This is a genomic window from Methanosarcina sp. 1.H.T.1A.1 (assembly GCF_000979295.1).
Taxonomy (GTDB): Archaea; Halobacteriota; Methanosarcinia; order Methanosarcinales; family Methanosarcinaceae; genus Methanosarcina.
Genome location: NZ_JJQY01000099.1, coordinates 1 through 20,128 on the forward strand (window position 1 = coordinate 1; position 20,128 = coordinate 20,128).

Genomic DNA, 20,128 nt, shown 5'->3' on the forward strand with positions numbered 1-20,128 from the left:
GACGGCATACGAGATAGGAGTCCGTCTCGTGGGCTCGGAGATGTGTATAAGAGACAGATGTAGGTCCATTCCGCAGAATCTTCAGCGTAATATTCTACTGAGTCGCTCCTGTATTCTTTAGAGAGGGCTGTCCAGAGGGCATTAAGTTCTGCTCCGCTGACAGTTCCGTTTTCATAGCTTTTTTCAGCGCATAACTTGTGGGCTTTATATTCAAATTCCGTTATCATGGGCTGGCGGGTAAAGTAGTTCTGGTATTCCCCTATATGCTGGGCAAGCACGGCAACTGCGGTTTTCTTATCAGAGTTTTCGACCACATAATCAACAAAGAGTTCTTCGTTGAACGTGGACGGGACCTCCATTTCATAGATCTGGCCTGTGCAGTAGAGATAATCCACGGAATTGCCCATCAGATAAAAATTAATTCCGTGCCCGAGCTCATGAGTAAGAGTCTTCTGGTCACTGATAATGCCGTTGTAGTTCATAAAAATCAGGGCCGGAGCCTTCAGAGCAAAGAGGCCGTAACAGTAACCTCCGGGCTGTTTTCCATTTTCGGGGGCAGGATATACGTCTATGAAATTTTCGGTTACTGTTTTTAAGAAAATTTCGTTGAAACGGGAATCCATTCCGGAATAGGATTTCTGGATCTCCTGTAAAGCAGCTGTATAGGTGTAATTTTTACCAGATTGACCCGTCAACTGCAAAATAAGGTCATACGGCCTGAGCATTTCAAGCCCGAGCTTTTTTCTCCTGAACTCATTATAAGCTTCAAATACGGGTTTTCTCTCCTTAAAAACCGTATTCATATCATCAACCTGATTCTTTGTGAGATAAAGGCCGTACAGGCTGGCTTCGTAAGAGTCCGGGTAGTTTAGCTGTCCTGCAGCAAGGTCATCAAGGCGGGCTTTTTCCGCATAGAGAGAAGCCATTGAATCGGATTCGATTATAAGGTGATAAAACCTCTTATCATAACATCTCATCCTGTTTTCCCGGCTCTGGTCTGTTGAAAGCAGAGTATTATAAGACTGGGAATTTACTGAGAACTCTTCCCCGTTCTCAAGAGTTATGCTTCCTGCCATGGTGACTGTATTGGTGATTTTAGAAAGGGCCTCAGTCTCCAGTTTCATGCGCTGATTTTCAATCTCTGCCAGATATACAGCCTGAGCTTCATCCACCGGCCTGTGCTCTGCAAACCTGATATAGGTCGCTTCAAGATAAGCCCTGTATACCTCAAGCCCGGATTCTTCGGAAAAGAGCCTGACCCATTCCTCCTTATTGAGTGAGGTCAGTTTCACGGTTGCAAAGGCATTAACCTTTTTATATTCTGTAAGCAGGTCCTGAGTATCCGCAAGAAGAGACATGAAGAACTGCTCATTCACGTTTTTGCTGAGTTGAGTGTATGCATAAGTGTAGAGAACATCAATGGATCTTGAAAACTCTTTTTCGGCTTCCAGATACCTGAGTAAAGCAGTCCCGGATAGCTTCTCAAATTCCGGACGATAAGTCTCGTTTATTTCTTCTAGGCTCTTTTTTAATGCCCCAAGCTTTTCTAAGGCAGCTTCCCTGCTGCTGAAAAGATAGGAATTGTTCCATTCCGTGGTAACTTCATCAGGATTAAGCTCTTTATTTGTTTCCATAAATTCTACCCCTGATAACTATCAATCTATAACTTTGAACGTAATACGTAGGAATGAGAATATATATGGACTGATTCATATTAACCTGATGTCCAGAAAGTGTTCAAAGAAAGTGTTCAAAAATGCAATCAAAAACCTCATATTTATAATCCAACCAGGCTGAGTGCAGGTTAAGAAGTCAACTTAAAGCAGAAAGACCCGTCCAGGTCAAATTATTTATATCCGCCCTCCCATTAGTGTTTTAAAAAAGGTAAGTTCTTAAAAAAGGTAAGTTCTTAAAAAAGGTAAGTTCTATGAACTGTTGCAAAAGAACACACGGAATTCCCGCCCTATTTTCTTTTTTCGTACCCGGTCTGGGCCAGCTTGTAAAGGGACATCTTTTCAAAGCACTTGGCATCTGGATAGCCTTCATGGTTACCGGACCAGCACATTTCATAGGATTTGGAATTTCATTATGGCTTATTATATGGGTCTGGCAGATTTATGATGCTTACAATGCCTGAATAAAAAACAGGTGGCAAAAGCAGGAAAGGATAGAAAATAGGTGTATCGTAAAGTAAGTTACTTAACTATATATTCAATTATTGCTGAAATTTAGGGAGTTCAGTTATTTTTTCGTTATTTTCTCTGAATCATTCTTATTGGTTGATGTCGAGCCGGCTATCCTCAATTTTACTATCAATATCTATCACAATCTATCAAATTGATTAAAGGAAAAATTAAACTTTCCATGACCACAAGATATATAATTAGGGAAAACCTAACTAACTGCACTGATCGAGATATGACTGAGAAAAAAGAGCATTTGTTCATAGTCTTTGAAAACCTGGTCAAAATCAAAAGCGAGTGCTCTTGTGAGATCTTCTCTGAATGCGGGTTATCGGATATCACTGTAAAACAGATCGGATATCTGAGGGTCATAGATGAACATGGGGAAGTGACATTTAGCAGGCTTGCTAAGATTACCAGAAACTCAAAGCCAACCATCACAGAGATGGTCAACAAATTCTTAAAAATGGAGTGCGTGTACAAAGAAAAGTCCTCGGATGACGGGAGAATCTTTTACATTCGCCTGACTGAGAAGGGACGGAGAATAGCTCGTGCCGAAGAAAACGCTTTGTTGAAGGTTATTGAAAAAATGGCAGATTCTCTGGACGAGAAAGAGATCGACACGCTTATCAACATCCTGGAAAAGGTATGGTAATTTTTTTGTAGAGTATATAGTTAGGTTAATCCAAACTAAATAATTTGAATTACTGAGACAGCTGCGATAACAACTTCATAATTCTTGAGACGATTGTGATAACAGCTTCATAATTCTTGAGACGACTGAAAATAACTGAGACGACTGAGATAACAACTTCATAATAATTGAGACGATTGACAATGAATTCAGAAAAAACCGATGATAACAGAGAGAGCATCGTAATGCCGCTCTTTGAAGTAGTTGTTTACCCGAAAAGCCGGGCAAAATTCCTGGCTGACAAAGTTACCGGGGAAATACTATCAACTGATATAAAAAATGCCGAGCCTGTGTATGCTGTCGGGCTGACAGTAAAGAGCGGCACAAAACCTTCAGACCTGTCAGAAGACGATCTGTATAAAACAGGAAATCTGCTTAAGATTGTATTTGTGCAGCCTGCTGATGAAGGATATCTTGTTGTTGCAAAGGCCGTCAAGAGGGTAGAGGCCGTCTCTCTCTGCCGGAAGGACGGACTGTTCTATGCAACATATGAACCTATTTCTGATCTTCCGGATCTTGATGAAGATATTCATGCGGAAATGATAGAGAATGTAAAAACGATGATTAATGAGATAAGCAGTCGTTTTCAGGGTTCTGAGAAATTTACCAGGCCAATCGAGAAGATGGGTTCCATTGACCAGATAATGGGACATGTCATGCCATTCATACCGATAAAACTTGAAGAAAAGCAGGCCCTTCTGGAGATTGTTTCTGTCAGGGAACGATATCTTACGTTTTTTAATATTCTAATGAAGCACAAAGAGAATATCAATTTCCAGATTGAAATTGCAAAAAAAGTTACCGATAATATAAACAAGTCGCATAGAGAGGCGATGCTTAGAGAGCAGCTGAAGGTAATCCAGGAAGAACTCAATGAAGGCGCAGATTCCGTTTCAGGTGAAGGGGGATACCGGGAAAGAATTGAGAATTCCAGGATGCCTGATGAGGCAAGAAAGAAAGCACTCTCAGAGCTAAAGAAACTTGAAACCGGAGGCATCCACAATCCTGAAAGCCCTGTTCTCCGAAACTATCTTGACCTCATGCTCGACCTTCCCTGGGTAACGGAAGAGAAAAAGAGCATCGATATTGCCGAAGCCCGCCGTGTGCTTGAGAGCAACCATAACGGGCTTGAAAAAGTCAAGGAAAGAATAATCCAGCACCTGGCGGTAATGAAATTAAAAAAGGAAAAACAGGGTTCGATTCTGGTCTTTACGGGACCTCCGGGCACTGGCAAAACAAGTCTGGGTAAAAGTATTGCAGATGCCCTTGACCGGAAATATGTCAGGATCAGCCTTGGAGGCGTCAAGGATGAAGCCGAGATCAGGGGACACCGCCGGACATACGTTGGGGCTCTGCCCGGAAGAATTATTCAGGGCATGAAAAAAGCAGGCACGAAAAATCCTGTATTCGTTCTCGATGAAATCGATAAGCTTTCATCTTCCTACTCAGGAGATCCGGCAAGTGCCCTTCTGGAAGTCCTTGACCCCGAACAGAACAGCACCTTCTCAGACCACTACCTGGAAGTTCCGTATGACCTATCCGAGGTATTGTTCATTGCCACTGCCAACTCCCTGGCAAATATCCCGTCTCCTCTTCTTGACAGGATGGAGCTGATCGAGATCTCGGGCTACACGAAGAACGAGAAGTTTGCAATTGCAAGAGACCACCTGCTCCCCAGTACCCTGGAAGAACACGGTCTTGATGCGGATAAACTCAAAATTGAAGATGAGGCCTTAAAGGTAATCATCGAAAAATACACCCGTGAAGCAGGAGTCAGGCAGCTTCAAAAACAGCTTGCAAAGGCTTCGAGATTTGTTTCCGAAAAGATCGTCTCAGGCAAGGCTGACCTGCCTTATGTGATAAAGGTGGATATGCTCAAAGAGACCCTCGGAAAAGAGATGATCCGGCAGGAAGAAGCCCGAAAAGAGAATGTTCCCGGCGTGGTCACCGGACTTGCCTGGACTCCTGTCGGAGGAGAAATTCTCTTCATAGAAGGCACATTCATGCCCGGAAAAGGAAAGCTTACGCTTACCGGCCAGCTCGGGGATGTTATGAAAGAGTCTGCGCAGATATCTATGAGCCTTGTCAGGTCCAGGCTTGCAAACACTGCAAACAGCTTTAACTTTACTGCAAGCGACGTTCATATCCACGTGCCCTCGGGTGCAACCCCAAAGGACGGCCCGTCAGCAGGTGTGACTCTATTTACTGCCCTCACATCCCTGATTACCGGCAAAGCAGTTGACCCAAAAATTGCCATGACAGGGGAAATCACGTTGAGCGGGGCAGTAATGCCTGTGGGCGGCATAAAAGAGAAAATCCTGGCAGCCCACAGGGCAGGCATAAAGAAGGTAATCCTGCCAAAAGAGAATGAAAGGGATCTTGAAGATGTGCCCGAAGATGTCAGAAACGAACTTAAATTCGTACCGGTGGAGACCATTGAAGAGGTCTTGAAAGAGGCACTTGATATGGACCTTCCCGGACAGATGCTGTCGTCTTCTTTTGCAGGAAACAGCTTCGCAACTACCCAGAACGTTTGAATTTGAAGTGCAGGATGGGGTTACGGTTTGTCGGAACCGTGATACACCCTTCCTGAGAATTTTTCTTAAATATTTTTGAAATCTGGGTCTAAGTTTAGTTCAGTTTTTCAGTACTTTTCTTTTATGATCCTTTTTTTCCGATGTCATAAATCATTATTCAAATCCTCATTCGGTTTTTACAGGATACGTACTTTAAAAAACTGTCATTATTGATTAGTTGGTACAAATTGATCGGCTAATCAAGTTTAAACATTCCTGCAAATAATATAATGGAGAAAATTGTAGTAAATGGAGAAAATTGTAATATTACGTTATTTGAAGGTCCTGAGAATCCGAAAGTCCTGAGAAATCGAAACTAAGAGGCAAGATCATGAAAGTAATAGCCATAAACGGAAGCCCCAGAAAGAAATGGAATACAGCAACCCTGCTTGAAAAAGCTCTTGAAGGAGCAGCTTCAGAGGGTGTGGAAACAGAAATAGTCCATCTCTATGACCTCAACTTTAAAGGCTGCACAAGTTGTTTTGCCTGCAAATTGAAGGATGGAAAAAGCTATGGAAAATGTGCAATGCAGGACGAGCTGACCCCTGTGCTGGAGAGGCTGAAAGAGGCGGATGCGGTGATCCTGGGATCACCCATTTACCTTGGGAACTCTACAGGCGAGATGAGATCGTTCATGGAACGTTATGTATTTCCATATCTCGTTTACTCCAATGATATACCCTCGCTCTATCCGAAAAATATCCCTGTCGGTTTCATCTACACTATGGGGGTAAAGGAAGAATACATGGATATGTTTGGGCTCAGGAAAACTATTGAATTGAATGAATATATTGCTAAGAGAATCTTCGGAGATTCCGAATCACTGTACAGCACCGATACCTACCAGTTCGAAGATCATTCAAAGTATGTGGCAGACAGTTTTGATCCCGAGGAAAAGGCAAAAAGGCGAAAAGAAGTGTTTCCAAAAGACTGTGAGAAAGCCTTTGAGATGGGAGCCAGGTTCGTAAAGCGACAAAAAGCTATGGAAGTAAAGAAGTAAAAGCAATAAAAATTGAGTCACTTTACTCCCTGAAACCGATTTTTAACTCCTATAATATCGAAAACCTCCGCCAGCTTGTCTGGCGGCTCTGCCCAAAAAAAGAAGTAGAGAAAAAAGAGAATTAAAAGAGAAAAAGCTCGAAAAAGTAGTAAAAACAAAATAGATGGGAAAAAACATTTTTCAGGCCAGAACTCATTCTATTTTTATTGCGTGCCCGCAGACTTATCAAATCTCTTTTACTTATCAGCTTTTATTTACTGGTTTTTTGCTTATTTTTTGTCTTTTTTGAGAAGGCCGCTCTCCTTCGTCGAGCGTGACAAGAAAGGTTCGGTATAGTGAATACGGTTGTACGGGTCAGAAATATTTTTAGTAGATTTTTTGAGCTTTCCGATCGAAGTCCAGTTCCTCAGTTTAGGAGAAGAACCTTCTGAAGAACTATTCTTCTTTCAGGGCTTTTCACCACACCCGTGAAGAGCTGTGGAAAAATTCAAAGCTGCCCACCGCTGCAGGAGAAAGCCCCATTTCTTCAAACATTCCCCTGAAAACCACCCGGTATTCCTCTTCAGGTATCGTTTCCCCACTGCTTCCAGGAGGCATTATGATTTCGAGCCTTACCTTTCCGGAGGCATCGAGTTCAACTATGTACCTGTTCCCCTTATCATAAGTCACTACCTTTGCCTCCGGGACAAAATAACTTACAGAACCCAGCCGCCTGCCGTCCTTTAAAAAGACTTCATCCGGACCCAGGCCTGCCATGGGATACGTATAAACACTCACAGTGGACCCGTAAGTGGAATCATCACTGTTTTCCTTGAGATAGGCATATACAGCCGGGAAATCCGGAGATTCGTTCACCGATATTTCAGCGTCCCAGGTCCGGTTTTGTGAGGCTTTTTTCAGGGCTTCAAGATACTTTTCCGAGGCTTTTTCATCTATTCCGAAGAGGAGCCTTATTTTTTCAAGCATCCAGAAGTCATCCGGAAATTCCGATAGCTGTAAGGGGGACTCGGGGTCGGAGTGGCTGAAGTTCGAGAGGGCTACACAGGTTCCGGTCCTGGCTTCAGTTTCGGATTTTTGTCCTTTTTCCGCCTTTTCTTCACAGATGAAGACCATAAGCTCGGAGTCCTCATTATAGTTAAGCCTGATATTCTCCACAAGAGCAGCACTTCCTAACCTTTCCCTTACCTCCGGAACATCCCCGGGCTCAAAACCCGAAAAGTTTCCAGGCCAGGGCCAGGAACCTTCCACTTCATAGCCTGCTTTCTCCGCTTTCGTAAGTGCTGAATTGTAATCAAGAGGCCCGATATCAACGTCCTCGGAATAGTACCAGGAACTGTCAACAAAACCCATTAATAAGAAAGGGCCGAAGAAAAACAGCACAAGAAGGAGGGGAATGAGCAATAATAATATCAGTATGGCTTTTTGCTTATTCATGAAACTTTCAACTCCGGGGAAACATCAGTAAACTGGAGAGGTTGTTAGTATTACGAATTATATGCCGAATCTTAATACTGTCGGAGTTGATAACTCGGAGCTTTTCATAACATTAAATTAGAAATGCTAAAATAATAAATAAGTTTGGCTTATTTTGTAAACTTTTAGATCAAAAAATCGAAAATCAATAAATTTGTCATAGATCCGGAACCTTCCAAAAGTCCCTACCCTTATTCCTTTAGAGTGGTAATGGGCTGAGCTTTACAGGTAGCCATTTTTCTGTTGCTTGATCGAACTTTCCAGAAGCAACCGGAATGGTATCTTCCGTCGTTTTTTAGGGCCAATGTTAGAATAAAGATATTTTTGTACATGCAAGGATATGTTAACGCTGAGTAACAACCTGAGCGGCATGTACTAATATAATATTAAATTTTATGTGAAGTGGTACGGATGGAAAAGCTTGCAATTAAACCTGGTATATTGGGAAGTGGACTCGGAATCTTAGCCGGACTCATCGAAATGTCTATTGGAGCACAAATCCTGCCATGGATTGGAAATAAGGAAAGCCCAGTTGTATTGGGATTAATCACATTTTTCTTGAGCGGTATTGCCCTCCTATCTGTCCTTTCAGCTCGTAACCATGTTAAACTAACGAATGATCGTAAGTTGGCGATTTTTTTTGGTGTACTATTTACCAGCGGCAATTTGCTTTACCACCGTAGGGCGGCTCTGGTATCTGCCAGGATCACTCCTCATTATGACATGTTTACTTCTCGCTTATGAATTTTGGTTTGGTCAATCGAAGCTTAGCTCTCCAAAAATAATTTGTAGGAAATTTTGGGTAAACCAGATACTTGGAGGGATTGGTAGCCTAATTATCCTTGTCTCCGTAGCCCTGGCATTTTTAAATCGTAATTTTGCATTATTCCAATCCGAAATTCTTATAAAGGCAGATCGTTTCCGTTTCGAGATTTTGCCAATGGATATTGTCCGCTTTACAAATTTATCAGGCGGGGTAACGACGGTCGAGGATATCGAGGTTAGTCTTGTGATGGTTGTATATATCTTTTTGATATTAGGCGCTGTCATCGCTTTGATATCGAGCCTGGCCAAATCCCGCATTTTTAAAGGAATCGGTGGCATCCTTGTGTTCACAGGTTTGGCTCTCTCCCTCTTTTGGCTGCCCGGAATTCTAGCACAAACAGAATTTCTCTCTGGGGGGTTTCAGAATATTGTCGGATTATTAGGAATGGGTTGGTATATCTCAACTGTTGGAATGGGTCTGATTATGATAACCAGTTTGTTTCAACTTCAACCAGGTAATACTAAGAGCTGAACTACCGGGACGCGCTGAATATCAAAACATTTACTTGCCTTGTCAAGATTGTATAAACGAAAATGCACTCACAATGCTACCTGTTATCTGGTGGTTTGTGTCAAAATGAATTTATGAGATGAATCCTCTCTATTAAAAAATTCGTATCCTCTTCAAATTTGAAAGCCCATTTGCTTTTAAATCAAAAAAGCTTAAACCTGATACATACATGAAAAACCTGAGAAAATACGGTAAATCTCCTTTCAGTGTAGCAGTCATTCATGGTGGCCCCGGAGCCCCCGGAGAAATGGCTCCCGTTGCCAGAGAACTCTCTGCCATTCGGGGAATCCTTGAACCCCTCCAGACAAAAGCAACCCTTGAAGGTCAGGTCCGGGAACTGAAAGCCGTGCTGGAAGATCATGGAGACTTACCGATCACGTTAATCGGGTTTTCCTGGGGTGCAATGCTCAGCTTCATCTTCACAGCCCGTTATCCTCAGTTCATAAAAAAACTAATTCTAATCGGAAGCGGCCCCTACGAAGAAAAGTATGCCGCAAACATAATGAATACACGGATAAGCCGGCTCGGAAAAGAAGATTGGGAAAACTTCCTCTTCCTTACAGAAACCCTTAATGATCCCTCAGCTAAAAACAGGGATGAAGCCCTGTGCAGCTTTGGAACGTTGATGTCAAAAACGGACGCTTATGACCCGCTTCCTCATGAAAAAGAACTGCTCGAATGCAGCTACGAGGCCTTCAAAGGCGTATGGGGAGAAGCCAGCGAATTGAGGATCAGTGGTAAACTCCTGCAAATGGGAAATAAAATAAAGTGTTCTGTAGTTGCAATTCATGGCGACTACGATCCTCACCCTTTTGAAGGAGTAAAAGAACCCCTTTCCAGAGTTTTAAAGGATTTCAGGTTTATTTTGCTGGAAAAATGCGGACATAAACCCTGGGTGGAAAGGCAGGCAAAAGCGAGGTTTTATGACCTGCTTAAAGATGAAATTTGAAAGTAAACTAAGAAATAAACTAAAAAATAAACTTTTTTGTTAAGTATAGCTGATCACAAGAGATAAAATTCTCCATTCGAACACAGTTAAAAGGGCAAGCAATGGCAGAGTCCCTTTCAAATTTCTTTTTAATTTTTCATTGGATTTATTTGTTTTTTGATGAGAATGATAGCAGGGTCCTTTTTAGCTTTTAATTGTTAAACGGTCGTAATAAATTGACTATCAATCGCAGGATTGTTACATATATAACTAATCAAGATGGTTATCGAAAGAGTTAAGTTGTATATAATGTTGCGAAGCACAGGTAAGAACCAATAAAATTCCAAAACCAATTGCTTTTTAAGCTAAACAGGTCTAACCTGAGAGACGTATGACGTATCTGCGAAAATACGGAAATCCTCCCTTTACCGTAGTCGTTATTCACGGCGGACCCGGTGCTCCTGGAGAAATGGCCTCTGTCGCTAGAGAACTTTCCTCCTTTACCGGAATCCTTGAACCACTCCAGACTAAAGCAACTATTGAGGGCCAGGTAAAGGAACTAAGAAATATTTTGAAAGAGCATGGGGCTCTGCCGGTAACCCTTATAGGGTTTTCCTGGGGTGCAATTCTCAGTTATATCTTTACAGCTCTTCACCCTCGTTTCGTGAAAAAATTGATTCTGGTCGGAAGTGGACCATATGAACAGAGATATGCTATAAACATAACGAGCACCCGGATAAGCAGGTTAGGAAGGGAAGATTGGGAAGACTTCCGTTCTCTGGACGCAGTTCTTAACAATTCTACGGCTATAAACAAGAATGAAGCTTTTTGCAGCCTGGGAAAGCTGCTATCGAAAGCTGATACCTATGACCCTCTGCCCCATGAAGTAGAACTGATCAAATGTAGCTATGATGTATTCAAAGGTGTATGGAGAGAAGCACACGAGTTAAGGAGCAGCGGTGAGCTTCTGAAATTGGGAACAAAAGTCAGATGCCCGGTAGTTGCAATTCACGGAGACTATGATCCCCACCCATTTGATGGAGTTAAAGAACCCTTATCCGGGGTTTTGAAGGATTTCAGATTTATCTTGCTGGAAAAATGCGGGCACAGACCCTGGATTGAGCGAGAGGCTAAGGAAAGATTTTACAACTTATTAAATAATGAAATTTGATAATGTTTGAAGCAAACAAAGCAAGAGTCTCTTCGCGTTTCACAAATGAAAAAAGAAATAATTTTATACCCAATTTTTCCTCGAAAAGAGGAAAAATTGGGTAGCCTTCATAGGGCTACCTGAATAGCTACAATGTTTTATTCAATTTACATTCGGACTTATTGTTTAGGAGGCCAGTTCTTCTCTATCCAGCCAGGGATACGGCCGGAGTCCATTGGACCAACCTTTACATTTGCACCGAGTGTATCTTCGAGGTCACCCTGCAGACGAGCTGAGAGACCTGGAATGATAAGGGTGTTGTGGTTTGTGTCCGTCTTGAGGTCGAATCCTGCCTTTTCGAATGCGTCCTTTACCTTTGCGGAAGTCAGCTGACCACCGGCAACTGCAGCTTCCACACCAATCCCATCGGTGTCAACTGCAAGCAGCCAGCATACTATGCCATTTGCTGAGATATCGCTTTCTACCGTGTAGTAGGTAAGGGCGAAGTTTGTGGTGAAGAATACCGGAGAGTCTTTGTCCGGGGCTCCAACCTTATACATACCTCCATCCACGGAGACCGGAGTCCTCGGGTCGGTGTAGATGGTTTCGGCCAGGTGCACTTCAGGCAGTGTGGAATAAGGCTCCATGCTGTGGAGGATCATTATGTCTCCGTACCTGATAGTGAATACTGAAGCCATAACGGTTTCCCAGTAGGAGGCACTTACAGGGTCTGCAATTCCTGCCATCCAGGCTGTGATGGGGAGAGCCATGATCGGATATGCGATCTCGGTGTCGCCCATAATGCCCGCTCTCCTGATTTTCAGGAAGTTGGTGAAGGTGTCCTTCAGGCCTTTGCCGCTTGGGTAGGTTCCCGGGTCGAGCACAATGTCCTTGATACCTGCTTCTGCGAAAGTCTTTGCAAGGCTCTTGAGGGCGTCAAGGTCATTAAATGCCGAAACAACAACAGGGACCTTGTACTCAAGGGCGAGTTCTCCTACTTCTTTCCAGTTGTCCTTGTTTGCAGCGTAGAGCAGCGGGTTCTTGTCCTTTGCAACCTCAAGTCCTGCCTTCAGGACTGCGGGGTTAAAGGAACAGAAGATCATAGGCAGGCCTATTTCTGCTACCTTCTTGACAGCAGCAGCGAACTTTGCCGGGTCGTTTGAAGCGGCTTTTATTGCCACACCGTCGAGAAGCAGGTTGCGACCTACATAGAACTTCTTGAAGTCCGCGATCTTATTTACCCTCTCAATAAGGGCAGCTTCTTCCATGTTGTCTGAAACATCGAAGAACATCTTTGTCTTATTGAAGAATGTGAGCTTGTGGCGGTACAGGACATCGTCCCCACCAATGTTTGCTGCCTTTTCGCCTACTCCTATGGTAACCTGACGGATCTCAGGTGCAAGGAGCCTGTCGAGTTCTGCCAGCTTCTTTGCGTACTTCTTTTCCTTTACCAGCGGGGGACAATTTTCAGTCTTTCCGGACCTGTCGATCAGCTTGGAAGCAAATGCCATACATGTAGGCTCACCACATTCTCCACAGTTGGTCTGGGGCAGGTACTTGTAGGCTTCTAATGGGCTGTTTATTTTCATTTTTTACACCTCCGCTCCGATCCAGTTGGCAATGTCCACAGGCTCTGCCTCAATTGAGCCAAAGAGGGTCTGGGTTATCTGCTTCAGAACAGCTACCGAGGTTGGGTGCATCATCATGAACAGGTCGTTTCCTGCAAGTGCAAGGGACAGCCCTGTGACGATTTCCCATATAGGTCCTCTGTACTCTCTTGGGCCCCAGTCCGAGTCCTGTCCCAATGGCGAGCTAACCATCCAGGACTCACGGGCACCCCATGCGTTGGTGGTACCTGAGGACATCGGGAAGGTCAGTTCGTCATCACCCATAAGTGCTGCAAGTCTGATACGCTCCATGTTGGTGTAAGCATAGTCGAGACCATACCCCAGGGCTGCAGTGGTTGGGTCCATTATGATCCTGTCTCTGGGCACATTGCACTGCTTCATGAGTTTCCTGTTCAGTTCCTTCTGGGCATTCATGTCCAGCTGTGTCCAGGAAAGCACATCGTGGTCGTATTTTAATGCGGCTTCTGCAATTGCAGCGTAGTCCAGGTTCAGGCTTGCAGATGCAAGGAGACAGCGCTCGCCTTCTGCAACTTCTGCTGCTTTTGCCAGGACTTCTGGGTCTTTCTGTGGGTTCCCTGATCCACCAATGGCTATTGGCACATCAACGGCCTGCAGGACTTCTTCAACGGTCTTGGCTGCATCCTTGGGGGAAGTGTCTTTAATGAGCGGGTCAGTTGAAATCAGGTGGATGGTGATCATGTCGGCGTTGAACTTTTCAACGTTCTTCTTTGCCCATTCTCCAGGGCTGTCCATGACCTCATCGTAGTTCTCCTTGACAGCTTTTGCAAGCCCTATCCTCATGTCGAACACATCGATTGTGACCTGGTTCCTGTTCGGCATTGGAGCATCAAAGAAGAACGGAAGAGCTTTTTCGCCACCCAGCATTACCTGCTTTCCACGGCTTCCGCCGTCTGCAGATGTGTTGCCTATGGGTACTTCCTGAATCTGAGTTGTCCATTCTGCGATATTAGCAACATCAAACTTTGCAGAGATGATATCCTTGAGTTTCGGAGCTGCCAGAGCAGGGGAAACTGCGGGAGCTGCTGCCTGTGCACCAAAGCCTACTGGATATCCAAACATACCGGCGATTCTTGCGAAGTGCTGGGCAAGTACTGCACTCTCCTGCCCGAGAGCTGCTGCAAGCATCGGGTCAAAGCCGCCTCCGAGTCCACCGAGATCAATCTCAATGTCCCCTTCGATAGTCACACCTTCGAGGGCTTCTACATCCATTCCCGCGAACATGTTTGTTATATCTGATAACTTCATTTTCTTTGCCATGTAAACCTCACCGTTTCCGTAATTTTTTCCGTTTTTGTGAGTGACTTTATAATAAAGAATATAATACAGGACGTGTTTCCAGATGTTTTTCCCTTTTATAGGAACAGGGACCGGAACAGGAATGAATCCTGTTCCGTTATTCTGATTATTCTAAATGCCGTTTCAAGCTCTTAAACCGGACATTGTTTCCTGTTCTCTTTTTCCGGTACGGTTATCTGCATAATCCACAGGTTCAAAAGGAAGCTGGGGTCAGAACCCCAGTCTTTGTACTATTTTTTCTACTTCTACTGCAGCAACCGAATCATCCGGGATTTCAAAGAGAGGTATACCTTTTATGTCCATTTCCTCTATTTTCGGGTCGAGAGGTATCACACCTATCAGGTTAAGTTTCAGGTCCCCTGCCAGTTTCACGAGCTCTTCGCGGTTTGCATCTGTAACTTTGTTTGCAATAACGTGAATTTTGCCAACATTTGAATCCAGTTCACTCACAAGTTCACGAATCCTTTCTGCAGTCCTGAATCCCCTGCGTGAGGCGTCAGTTACAACAATAAGATCATCAATGTCCCGGATAATTTTCCTGCTGAAATGCTCAAGCCCGGCTTCCGCATCAATTACAACTACATCATAATTCACGATCAGTTTGTCCATGATGCCACGGAGGAGGTTGTTTACATAGCAGTAGCAGCCTGAACCTTCGGGCCTGCCCATTACCAGCAGGTCGTATCCCGGCATTTCTTCAATGATCTCATATACTTTACTTTTGAGTACCGATTCCTTGTTCATATCGGGGTTATCAGGCCTCGGTTTTGTGATTTCAGCCTGCAGGAACTCCTTTGCATCCCCGATTGTTTTTACGTTTTCACAGCCAAGGGTCTCAGGCAGGTTAGTATCTGCGTCTGCATCAACTGCCAGTGTAAACTTCCCGTTTTTGGAAAGGTAGCGGATCAGAAGAGCCGCTACCGCTGTTTTACCTGTTCCACCTTTTCCCGTTATTGCAATTACTTTAGTCACAGCATACCCCTTTTGGATTGTTTTTCTGTTTTAGGCAATAGCCTGTCGTCACTCAGTTATTTCTTTTCCTTCTTCTCGCTGATGATCATCCTGTCAATGGTGATCTTTGCGTTCTTGAAGGTCAGCTTTATTCCGCTACCTGAACCGCCGGACATCATTGGCATTGCAGGCATCTGGAAGCCGGCTGCAGGCATCATCATTGGAGCGGCTGCAACTGCTACTTCCTCTTCTTCTTCCTCTTCTTCTTCCTCTTCTTCAGCTGCTGCCCAGTTGGCAACGACCGGGTGGCTCTTATCCTGGAGGAAGGCTTTCAGGGACTGAATGTCACTTGCATCGTTCTCGGTTGCGATCTTTTCCTTTATGTCAGCAGGGATTGCATCGGTGATTTTGTCTTTGAATTTGGCAGGTAGCCACACTACTCTGTTCCAGCCACCATCGGCCTGGATGAACTTGGGGGAGTAGAAGTAGTTGATGCCTACACCGAGGAAACCTACAATCTGCTTTCCGCCGCCGGTCTGACCGGCCATTGTGGAGAATCCGATACCGTTCGGGGCCATTCCCTGGTATTCTCTGTCTACCCAGCCAATACCGTCTACTTCAGGGATATAGAACCCGACTACTTCGAAGCAGCCACAGGATGTGTGCGGGGAGTCAAAGAAGGAGTGGAGTTTTATCTTGTCGAATTCGCCGCTGGACAGTTTCTTGGCAATTTCGTTTACACCGGAGTATTCTCCTGTCTTGGAGTCAAGGACCTCGCCCTTGTCAATTGAGAACTGTGGGCCTTCGGGGTCTACCTTTGCTGCTGCACGGCCGTCGAACCAGTTGATTGCACCGCAGAGGGAAACTCTGTCCGGGGAAACCACACAGACGTTGGTCGGAGCAAAGGACTGGCAGAGTGTGCATCCGTAGAAGACATCCACATCTTCATCGTGCAGGTCTTTTGTCCTTGCGTCTCTTGCCTTGAAGATATCCTTTGCTTCTGCGAGTTTCTTCTCGACTTCGGCCTGGTCGGTGTAGAAGGTCACCTGCATCTTCTCAATAAAGGGCAGTTCGCTCTTGAAGAGCATCATTACAGCTTTTCCGAAGGGCTCAAAGGAGTCCATCTTCCCGGCTGTGTCCTTGGAAATCCTCATCCAGACATCATATCTCTGGTTCAGGTGCATAATGCCCTGGCAGTAGTTGATGAAGTCGTGGACACGCCTTTCTACGACAGATTCGAGGTCAGGCTCGACAAGTTCTCCGCCAATGTTAAAGATCATTGCCCAGGGATAGGTCTTGCCTTCTTCCAGCTGCTTGAGGTCGGGACCGATAATTGTTACTTTGTCGTCCTCAATTTCATCCATGGGCGCTGCTCGGACAAGTTCCAGACCGACGGACTTCGGGCCTCCGAGTTCAACAAACATGCCTTCTTTTCTTACTCTTTCTCCTTCGAACATTGGGGAGATCTCAAATGGGAATTCTTCTGCCATTATATGTTGCCTCCTAATTCAAATTTATAAAAGGTCAATTACCTCGTCCAGTGCGGCAATGTGGTCTTCCCTGCTCAGGTTCCCAAAGGACATTGTTGCGTTCTGGATGTAGTTTTTGTCGATTGAAATTGATTTTACGTTGGTAAAATTCTTGGTTGCAGTCAGTACCTGGTTGATGTAGTACTTGTAGTGGCCCAGAGTAATGATTGTGTCATAGTTCCCTTTGCCGTCGAGTCCGGGCCAGTTGGGGTCCGTTAAGTAGAAACCAAGCTGGTGCACGTTGATGTACTTGGCATCCACGTCCTTGCCCACAAATCCAAGCATTGAGCTGCCGGTTGCGGCTATGGGCAGGTTGGCTGCCTTTGCGATCTTAACTGCGCGGTCCAGGACTTCGGGGGTGAGGCCTGCGGTCCCGATTACGAATAGTGGCCTCTTTGCCTTTGAAATCAACTTGGCTGCAATTTCAGTGGTGATAGCTTTTGAGGTCTTTACACCGTAGGTGGTAAACAGCTTTGTGTTCTTTGTAGTGTCTACCATTTTCAGGCCTCCTTGCAAAGTCTCTTGAGGTTAGTTGGCTGTGCGGAGACATCGAACTTGATTGCCGGGCCGGAAATGATTTTCTTCTTCTTCCAGTCGATCTCCCATCCGTGCTCGGCTTCGAGCTTCTTGAGGAGCTCTTCACGCTTGGAGAGCGGGAGGTCGGCTTCGTGCCTGACATACTTCCACCAGTCTTCGGGCATGATACCGAGGTACTTCTCGCTGAGTTCCATCCAGTGGGTCAACTTGATGGACCTGCCCATGTTGTTGTCGGACGGGCGGATGCAGTTCTTTGCCAGTATTACGCAGGTTTCCTGCCAGGTCTCTGCGGTGGTTATAAGGAATTCGGGTGCTGGCGGGATTGCCATTTCCTGTCCGTTCCTACCGTCGTAGACTTTCCACCTGGACTCGTCGTAGTTCTTGGCAATCAGGGCTCTCCTGTACTTGGAGCTGTGCGGGCCGAGCACTGCCGGGATACCGTACATGTTGCACCCGGTACCGATAGCGGCTGCTTTCTGGGAGTATGCACCCCATGCAAGCCCGACTGCACCTACACGGGTCAGGGAGTAGTCAGCAATTTCTGCCAGGTTGCCTGAAAGGTTCCTGCCTGCGAATATTGCAGCGACCTTGTGGACTGTACCTGAGATGTGAGAGTTCGAAACACAGGATCCGGTGTTAAGGATGTTTCCTTTTTCGAACCTGCCGGGGTACCTCTCATAGAGAGTCTTTCCGTCCTCATCCTTGTACATACCAATATCCATTGCTGAACATCCGGACACTACAAGGAGGTAGTTCCTCTTGAGGAATTCTTCTGCGATGTTGTAGACGTCTTTGGAACCTGCCGGATAGTTGGCACAGCCGATGATTGCGATGACACCAGGGGTGGTACCCATAACCAGGTTCAGACCTTCTGCCCTGATTTCTGCGTCACTTACCTGACCTCTTCCGGCTCTTACCAGACCTTTCTCTTCGGAGATGGCCTTCATGGCGGCTTTCTCGATCACATCAAGTATCGGGATGTCCTTATTGCAGACCTGTTCACACCTGCGGCATCCGACACAGATGTCGTGCAGGGCTTCAAGTGCATTGAGGTCCCCTTCCTTGGCTGCTGCCATTGCTTCCGGAATGTCCAGTTCCTCAGGACATGCGATCTTACATTCGCCACACTCCGCACACTTGCCGACAAGTGCTTTCATTTCTTCGTCGGAGGGGATAGCGGTTAAGCCTGCGGCATCGCGGATCGGAGCCATTTCCATGGCAATCCTGGGTACGAGCTCTCCGAGCTTCTCATAGTCCAGCATCACACAACCCGGGATTGCTCCTGACTTGATGTCCTCGATGATCGCATCAACATCATCATTAGTCCTGTCAGGCAGGCCGTACATGATCTTGTCGTTGGATGCAATGACGGGGATCTTGAGTTTCTGGCCTTCCTGGACGAGGTCAGCTCTTACACACTGTTCGTCAAGGACGATTACATCAGGAATTCCGGAACGGACGATCTTGAGTTCCTTTGCAAGGGAACCGACAATCTTTGCATAGGGGGCCTGGCGGTCTTCTCTCTTGTACCTGGTCATGTCGAATGCGGTACAGCAGAGACCTCCGATTTCCATCTTGTCGGTCAGGTCGTTGTCTTCCATGTAGTCCATGATGTAGGTAACCCCGGCAACGTTGTGCCCGATTGCAATGATAACGGGCTTCTTGGGGTCAATTGTTCCCATACCGACTTCCACAAGGGGTACATCAGGGTCGGACTTCGGGAATCCAAGGGCTGTGACCTGAGCGATATCGGAAACTTCCATTCCCACGTGGTCCAGAATACCTGCAAGCATTGACTTGTTGTCGTAGTCGATTGCTGCTCCTTCCTGGCCTGCGTGGATGGTTGCAAGCAGCTGGCCCAGTTCTTCTTCAACATATTCCATTATGGGTTTGAGGTCTCCAAGGGTCTTGGGCTGCCTTCCTGTAACAAGCTGGATGTTGGGGGCAATGACGTTTGATGCACCCATGTTGATGGGCATTTCTTCCCCAAAGAGTTCGATGATGTGGTTGAGTAGGTGACGGCCGTGGGCGCTGTGACAGGCACACCCGGTGATGCAGCGGAGGAAAAATTCCCTTGCAGCCTGTCCTTTCATGTCGATACCACAGGCACCTCTCTTGTTCCCTTCCAGGTTGCACGGTCCGAAGGTACAGTAGCAACACTGGTCACACATAGGGGTGTACACTGGTTCGTAACGGTCGAATAGCGTAAAACTCCAGTCCCTTAAAGTTGCGATCCCAGGAAACGGAGTCGGACCCATCGGACCGAGTTCTTTTGCTTCTTCAGCAGCCTCCTTTGCTGCCCCTACAATGTTGTTAATAGTGATCTGAACGGATTCCAGATCTTCTATAGAAAAACTCCCGGTAGTTAGTTTGCTCATCTGAGCTTTACCTCCTAAATTTGTTTAAAGTCGACTTCGCCAAGACGATTGTAATTCTTATATACGGCACATTCTTAATGATTATACATTATATATCTTGCCGTATGCTTTAAAGTTACAACCATTTAAATGACGTTCTCTGGTAAAACGTTCTTAGCTCTATATTCGAACATTTATTGCTTTACCAACGTTTTTTCAAATAAAAACGTTTTTATAGGGAATATTTTCTTGTAAAAGTCGTTTTTAGGGCCTAATCTCTCTTCCAAATCCCTTTTTACGCCCTATGTCTCAAAAAAACCGTTTTTACCAACGATTTAGACCTAAATCTTGAGCAGAGGTCGCTACCGATGGATAATGAACACTAATTAAAAGTCTAAATGTACCAAATCTATATAACATTTTCTAATTTGTAACACCCTATTTCGAGTAGGGTAAAATGGAATGAAGA

At 45.3% G+C, this 20,128-nt stretch carries 16 protein-coding genes; 8 read left to right on the forward strand and 8 right to left on the reverse strand.

What is annotated here, in order from left to right:
* Positions 1-1,634: M3 family oligoendopeptidase (locus EO95_RS10415; RefSeq protein ID WP_048134555.1), on the reverse strand; the 1,634-nt coding region annotated here is incomplete at its 3' end.
* Between the two features lie 293 nt (positions 1,635-1,927).
* Between EO95_RS10415 and EO95_RS10420 the strand changes: the two genes are divergently transcribed.
* From EO95_RS10420 to EO95_RS10435, 4 genes are all read left to right on the forward strand, one after another.
* A complete protein-coding gene (locus EO95_RS10420) occupies positions 1,928-2,137 on the forward strand; it encodes a hypothetical protein (RefSeq protein WP_048134557.1) in 210 nt (69 codons plus the stop codon).
* A gap of 281 nt (positions 2,138-2,418) precedes the next feature.
* Entirely contained in the window at positions 2,419-2,838 is a 420-nt protein-coding gene (locus EO95_RS10425) for a MarR family winged helix-turn-helix transcriptional regulator (RefSeq protein WP_048134558.1), read from the forward strand.
* Between the two features lie 182 nt (positions 2,839-3,020).
* A complete protein-coding gene (gene lon, locus EO95_RS10430) occupies positions 3,021-5,414 on the forward strand; it encodes an endopeptidase La (RefSeq protein WP_048134560.1) in 2,394 nt (797 codons plus the stop codon).
* Positions 5,415-5,784: 370 nt separating this feature from the next.
* Positions 5,785-6,453 (forward strand): flavodoxin family protein, encoded by a 669-nt coding sequence (locus EO95_RS10435; protein ID WP_048134563.1) that lies wholly within the window; start codon positions 5,785-5,787, stop codon positions 6,451-6,453.
* 456 nt (positions 6,454-6,909) lie between these two features.
* On the opposite strand, the gene EO95_RS10440 is transcribed toward EO95_RS10435, so the two are convergent.
* Positions 6,910-7,887 (reverse strand): hypothetical protein, encoded by a 978-nt coding sequence (locus EO95_RS10440; RefSeq protein WP_048134565.1) that lies wholly within the window; start codon positions 7,885-7,887, stop codon positions 6,910-6,912.
* 450 nt (positions 7,888-8,337) lie between these two features.
* On the opposite strand from EO95_RS10440, the gene EO95_RS10445 reads away from it, so the two are divergent.
* From EO95_RS10445 to EO95_RS10460, 4 genes are all read left to right on the forward strand, one after another.
* Positions 8,338-8,670 carry a hypothetical protein gene (locus EO95_RS10445; protein ID WP_048134567.1) on the forward strand — a complete coding sequence of 111 codons (333 nt, stop codon included), beginning with the start codon at positions 8,338-8,340 and terminating at the stop codon, positions 8,668-8,670.
* Positions 8,645-9,223: a hypothetical protein gene (locus EO95_RS10450; RefSeq protein WP_048134569.1), complete on the forward strand. Its 579-nt coding sequence runs from the start codon at positions 8,645-8,647 to the stop codon at positions 9,221-9,223. Before EO95_RS10445 ends, EO95_RS10450 begins: the two co-directional genes overlap by 26 nt.
* 208 nt (positions 9,224-9,431) lie before the next feature.
* The gene (locus EO95_RS10455; protein ID WP_048134571.1) at positions 9,432-10,211 is read left to right on the forward strand and encodes an alpha/beta fold hydrolase; all 780 of its coding nucleotides are present in this window, start codon (positions 9,432-9,434) and stop codon (positions 10,209-10,211) included.
* 370 nt (positions 10,212-10,581) lie between these two features.
* A complete protein-coding gene (locus EO95_RS10460; RefSeq protein ID WP_048134573.1) occupies positions 10,582-11,361 on the forward strand; it encodes an alpha/beta fold hydrolase in 780 nt (259 codons plus the stop codon).
* A gap of 158 nt (positions 11,362-11,519) precedes the next feature.
* Here the strand turns inward: EO95_RS10460 and acsC are convergent, their stop codons facing one another.
* From acsC to cdhA, 6 genes are all read right to left on the reverse strand, one after another.
* Positions 11,520-12,929, reverse strand: a complete 1,410-nt coding sequence (gene acsC / locus EO95_RS10465; RefSeq protein WP_048134576.1) for an acetyl-CoA decarbonylase/synthase complex subunit gamma — start codon at positions 12,927-12,929, stop codon at positions 11,520-11,522.
* Between the two features lie 3 nt (positions 12,930-12,932).
* Positions 12,933-14,246, reverse strand: coding sequence for a CO dehydrogenase/acetyl-CoA synthase subunit delta (cdhD, locus tag EO95_RS10470; protein ID WP_048134578.1), 1,314 nt, complete (start codon positions 14,244-14,246; stop codon positions 12,933-12,935).
* Between the two features lie 249 nt (positions 14,247-14,495).
* Positions 14,496-15,257: a carbon monoxide dehydrogenase accessory protein CooC gene (locus EO95_RS10475; protein WP_048134580.1), complete on the reverse strand. Its 762-nt coding sequence runs from the start codon at positions 15,255-15,257 to the stop codon at positions 14,496-14,498.
* A 56-nt stretch (positions 15,258-15,313) separates the two neighbouring features.
* Positions 15,314-16,726 (reverse strand): CO dehydrogenase/CO-methylating acetyl-CoA synthase complex subunit beta, encoded by a 1,413-nt coding sequence (gene cdhC / locus EO95_RS10480; protein WP_048134582.1) that lies wholly within the window; start codon positions 16,724-16,726, stop codon positions 15,314-15,316.
* 24 nt (positions 16,727-16,750) lie between these two features.
* On the reverse strand, positions 16,751-17,263 hold the full coding sequence (gene cdhB, locus EO95_RS10485) for a CO dehydrogenase/acetyl-CoA synthase complex subunit epsilon (RefSeq protein ID WP_048134584.1): 513 nt from the start codon (positions 17,261-17,263) through the stop codon (positions 16,751-16,753).
* Positions 17,264-17,265: 2 nt separating this feature from the next.
* The gene (gene cdhA, locus EO95_RS10490) at positions 17,266-19,680 is read right to left on the reverse strand and encodes a CO dehydrogenase/acetyl-CoA synthase complex subunit alpha (protein ID WP_048134586.1); all 2,415 of its coding nucleotides are present in this window, start codon (positions 19,678-19,680) and stop codon (positions 17,266-17,268) included.
* Positions 19,681-20,128 lie beyond the last annotated feature (448 nt).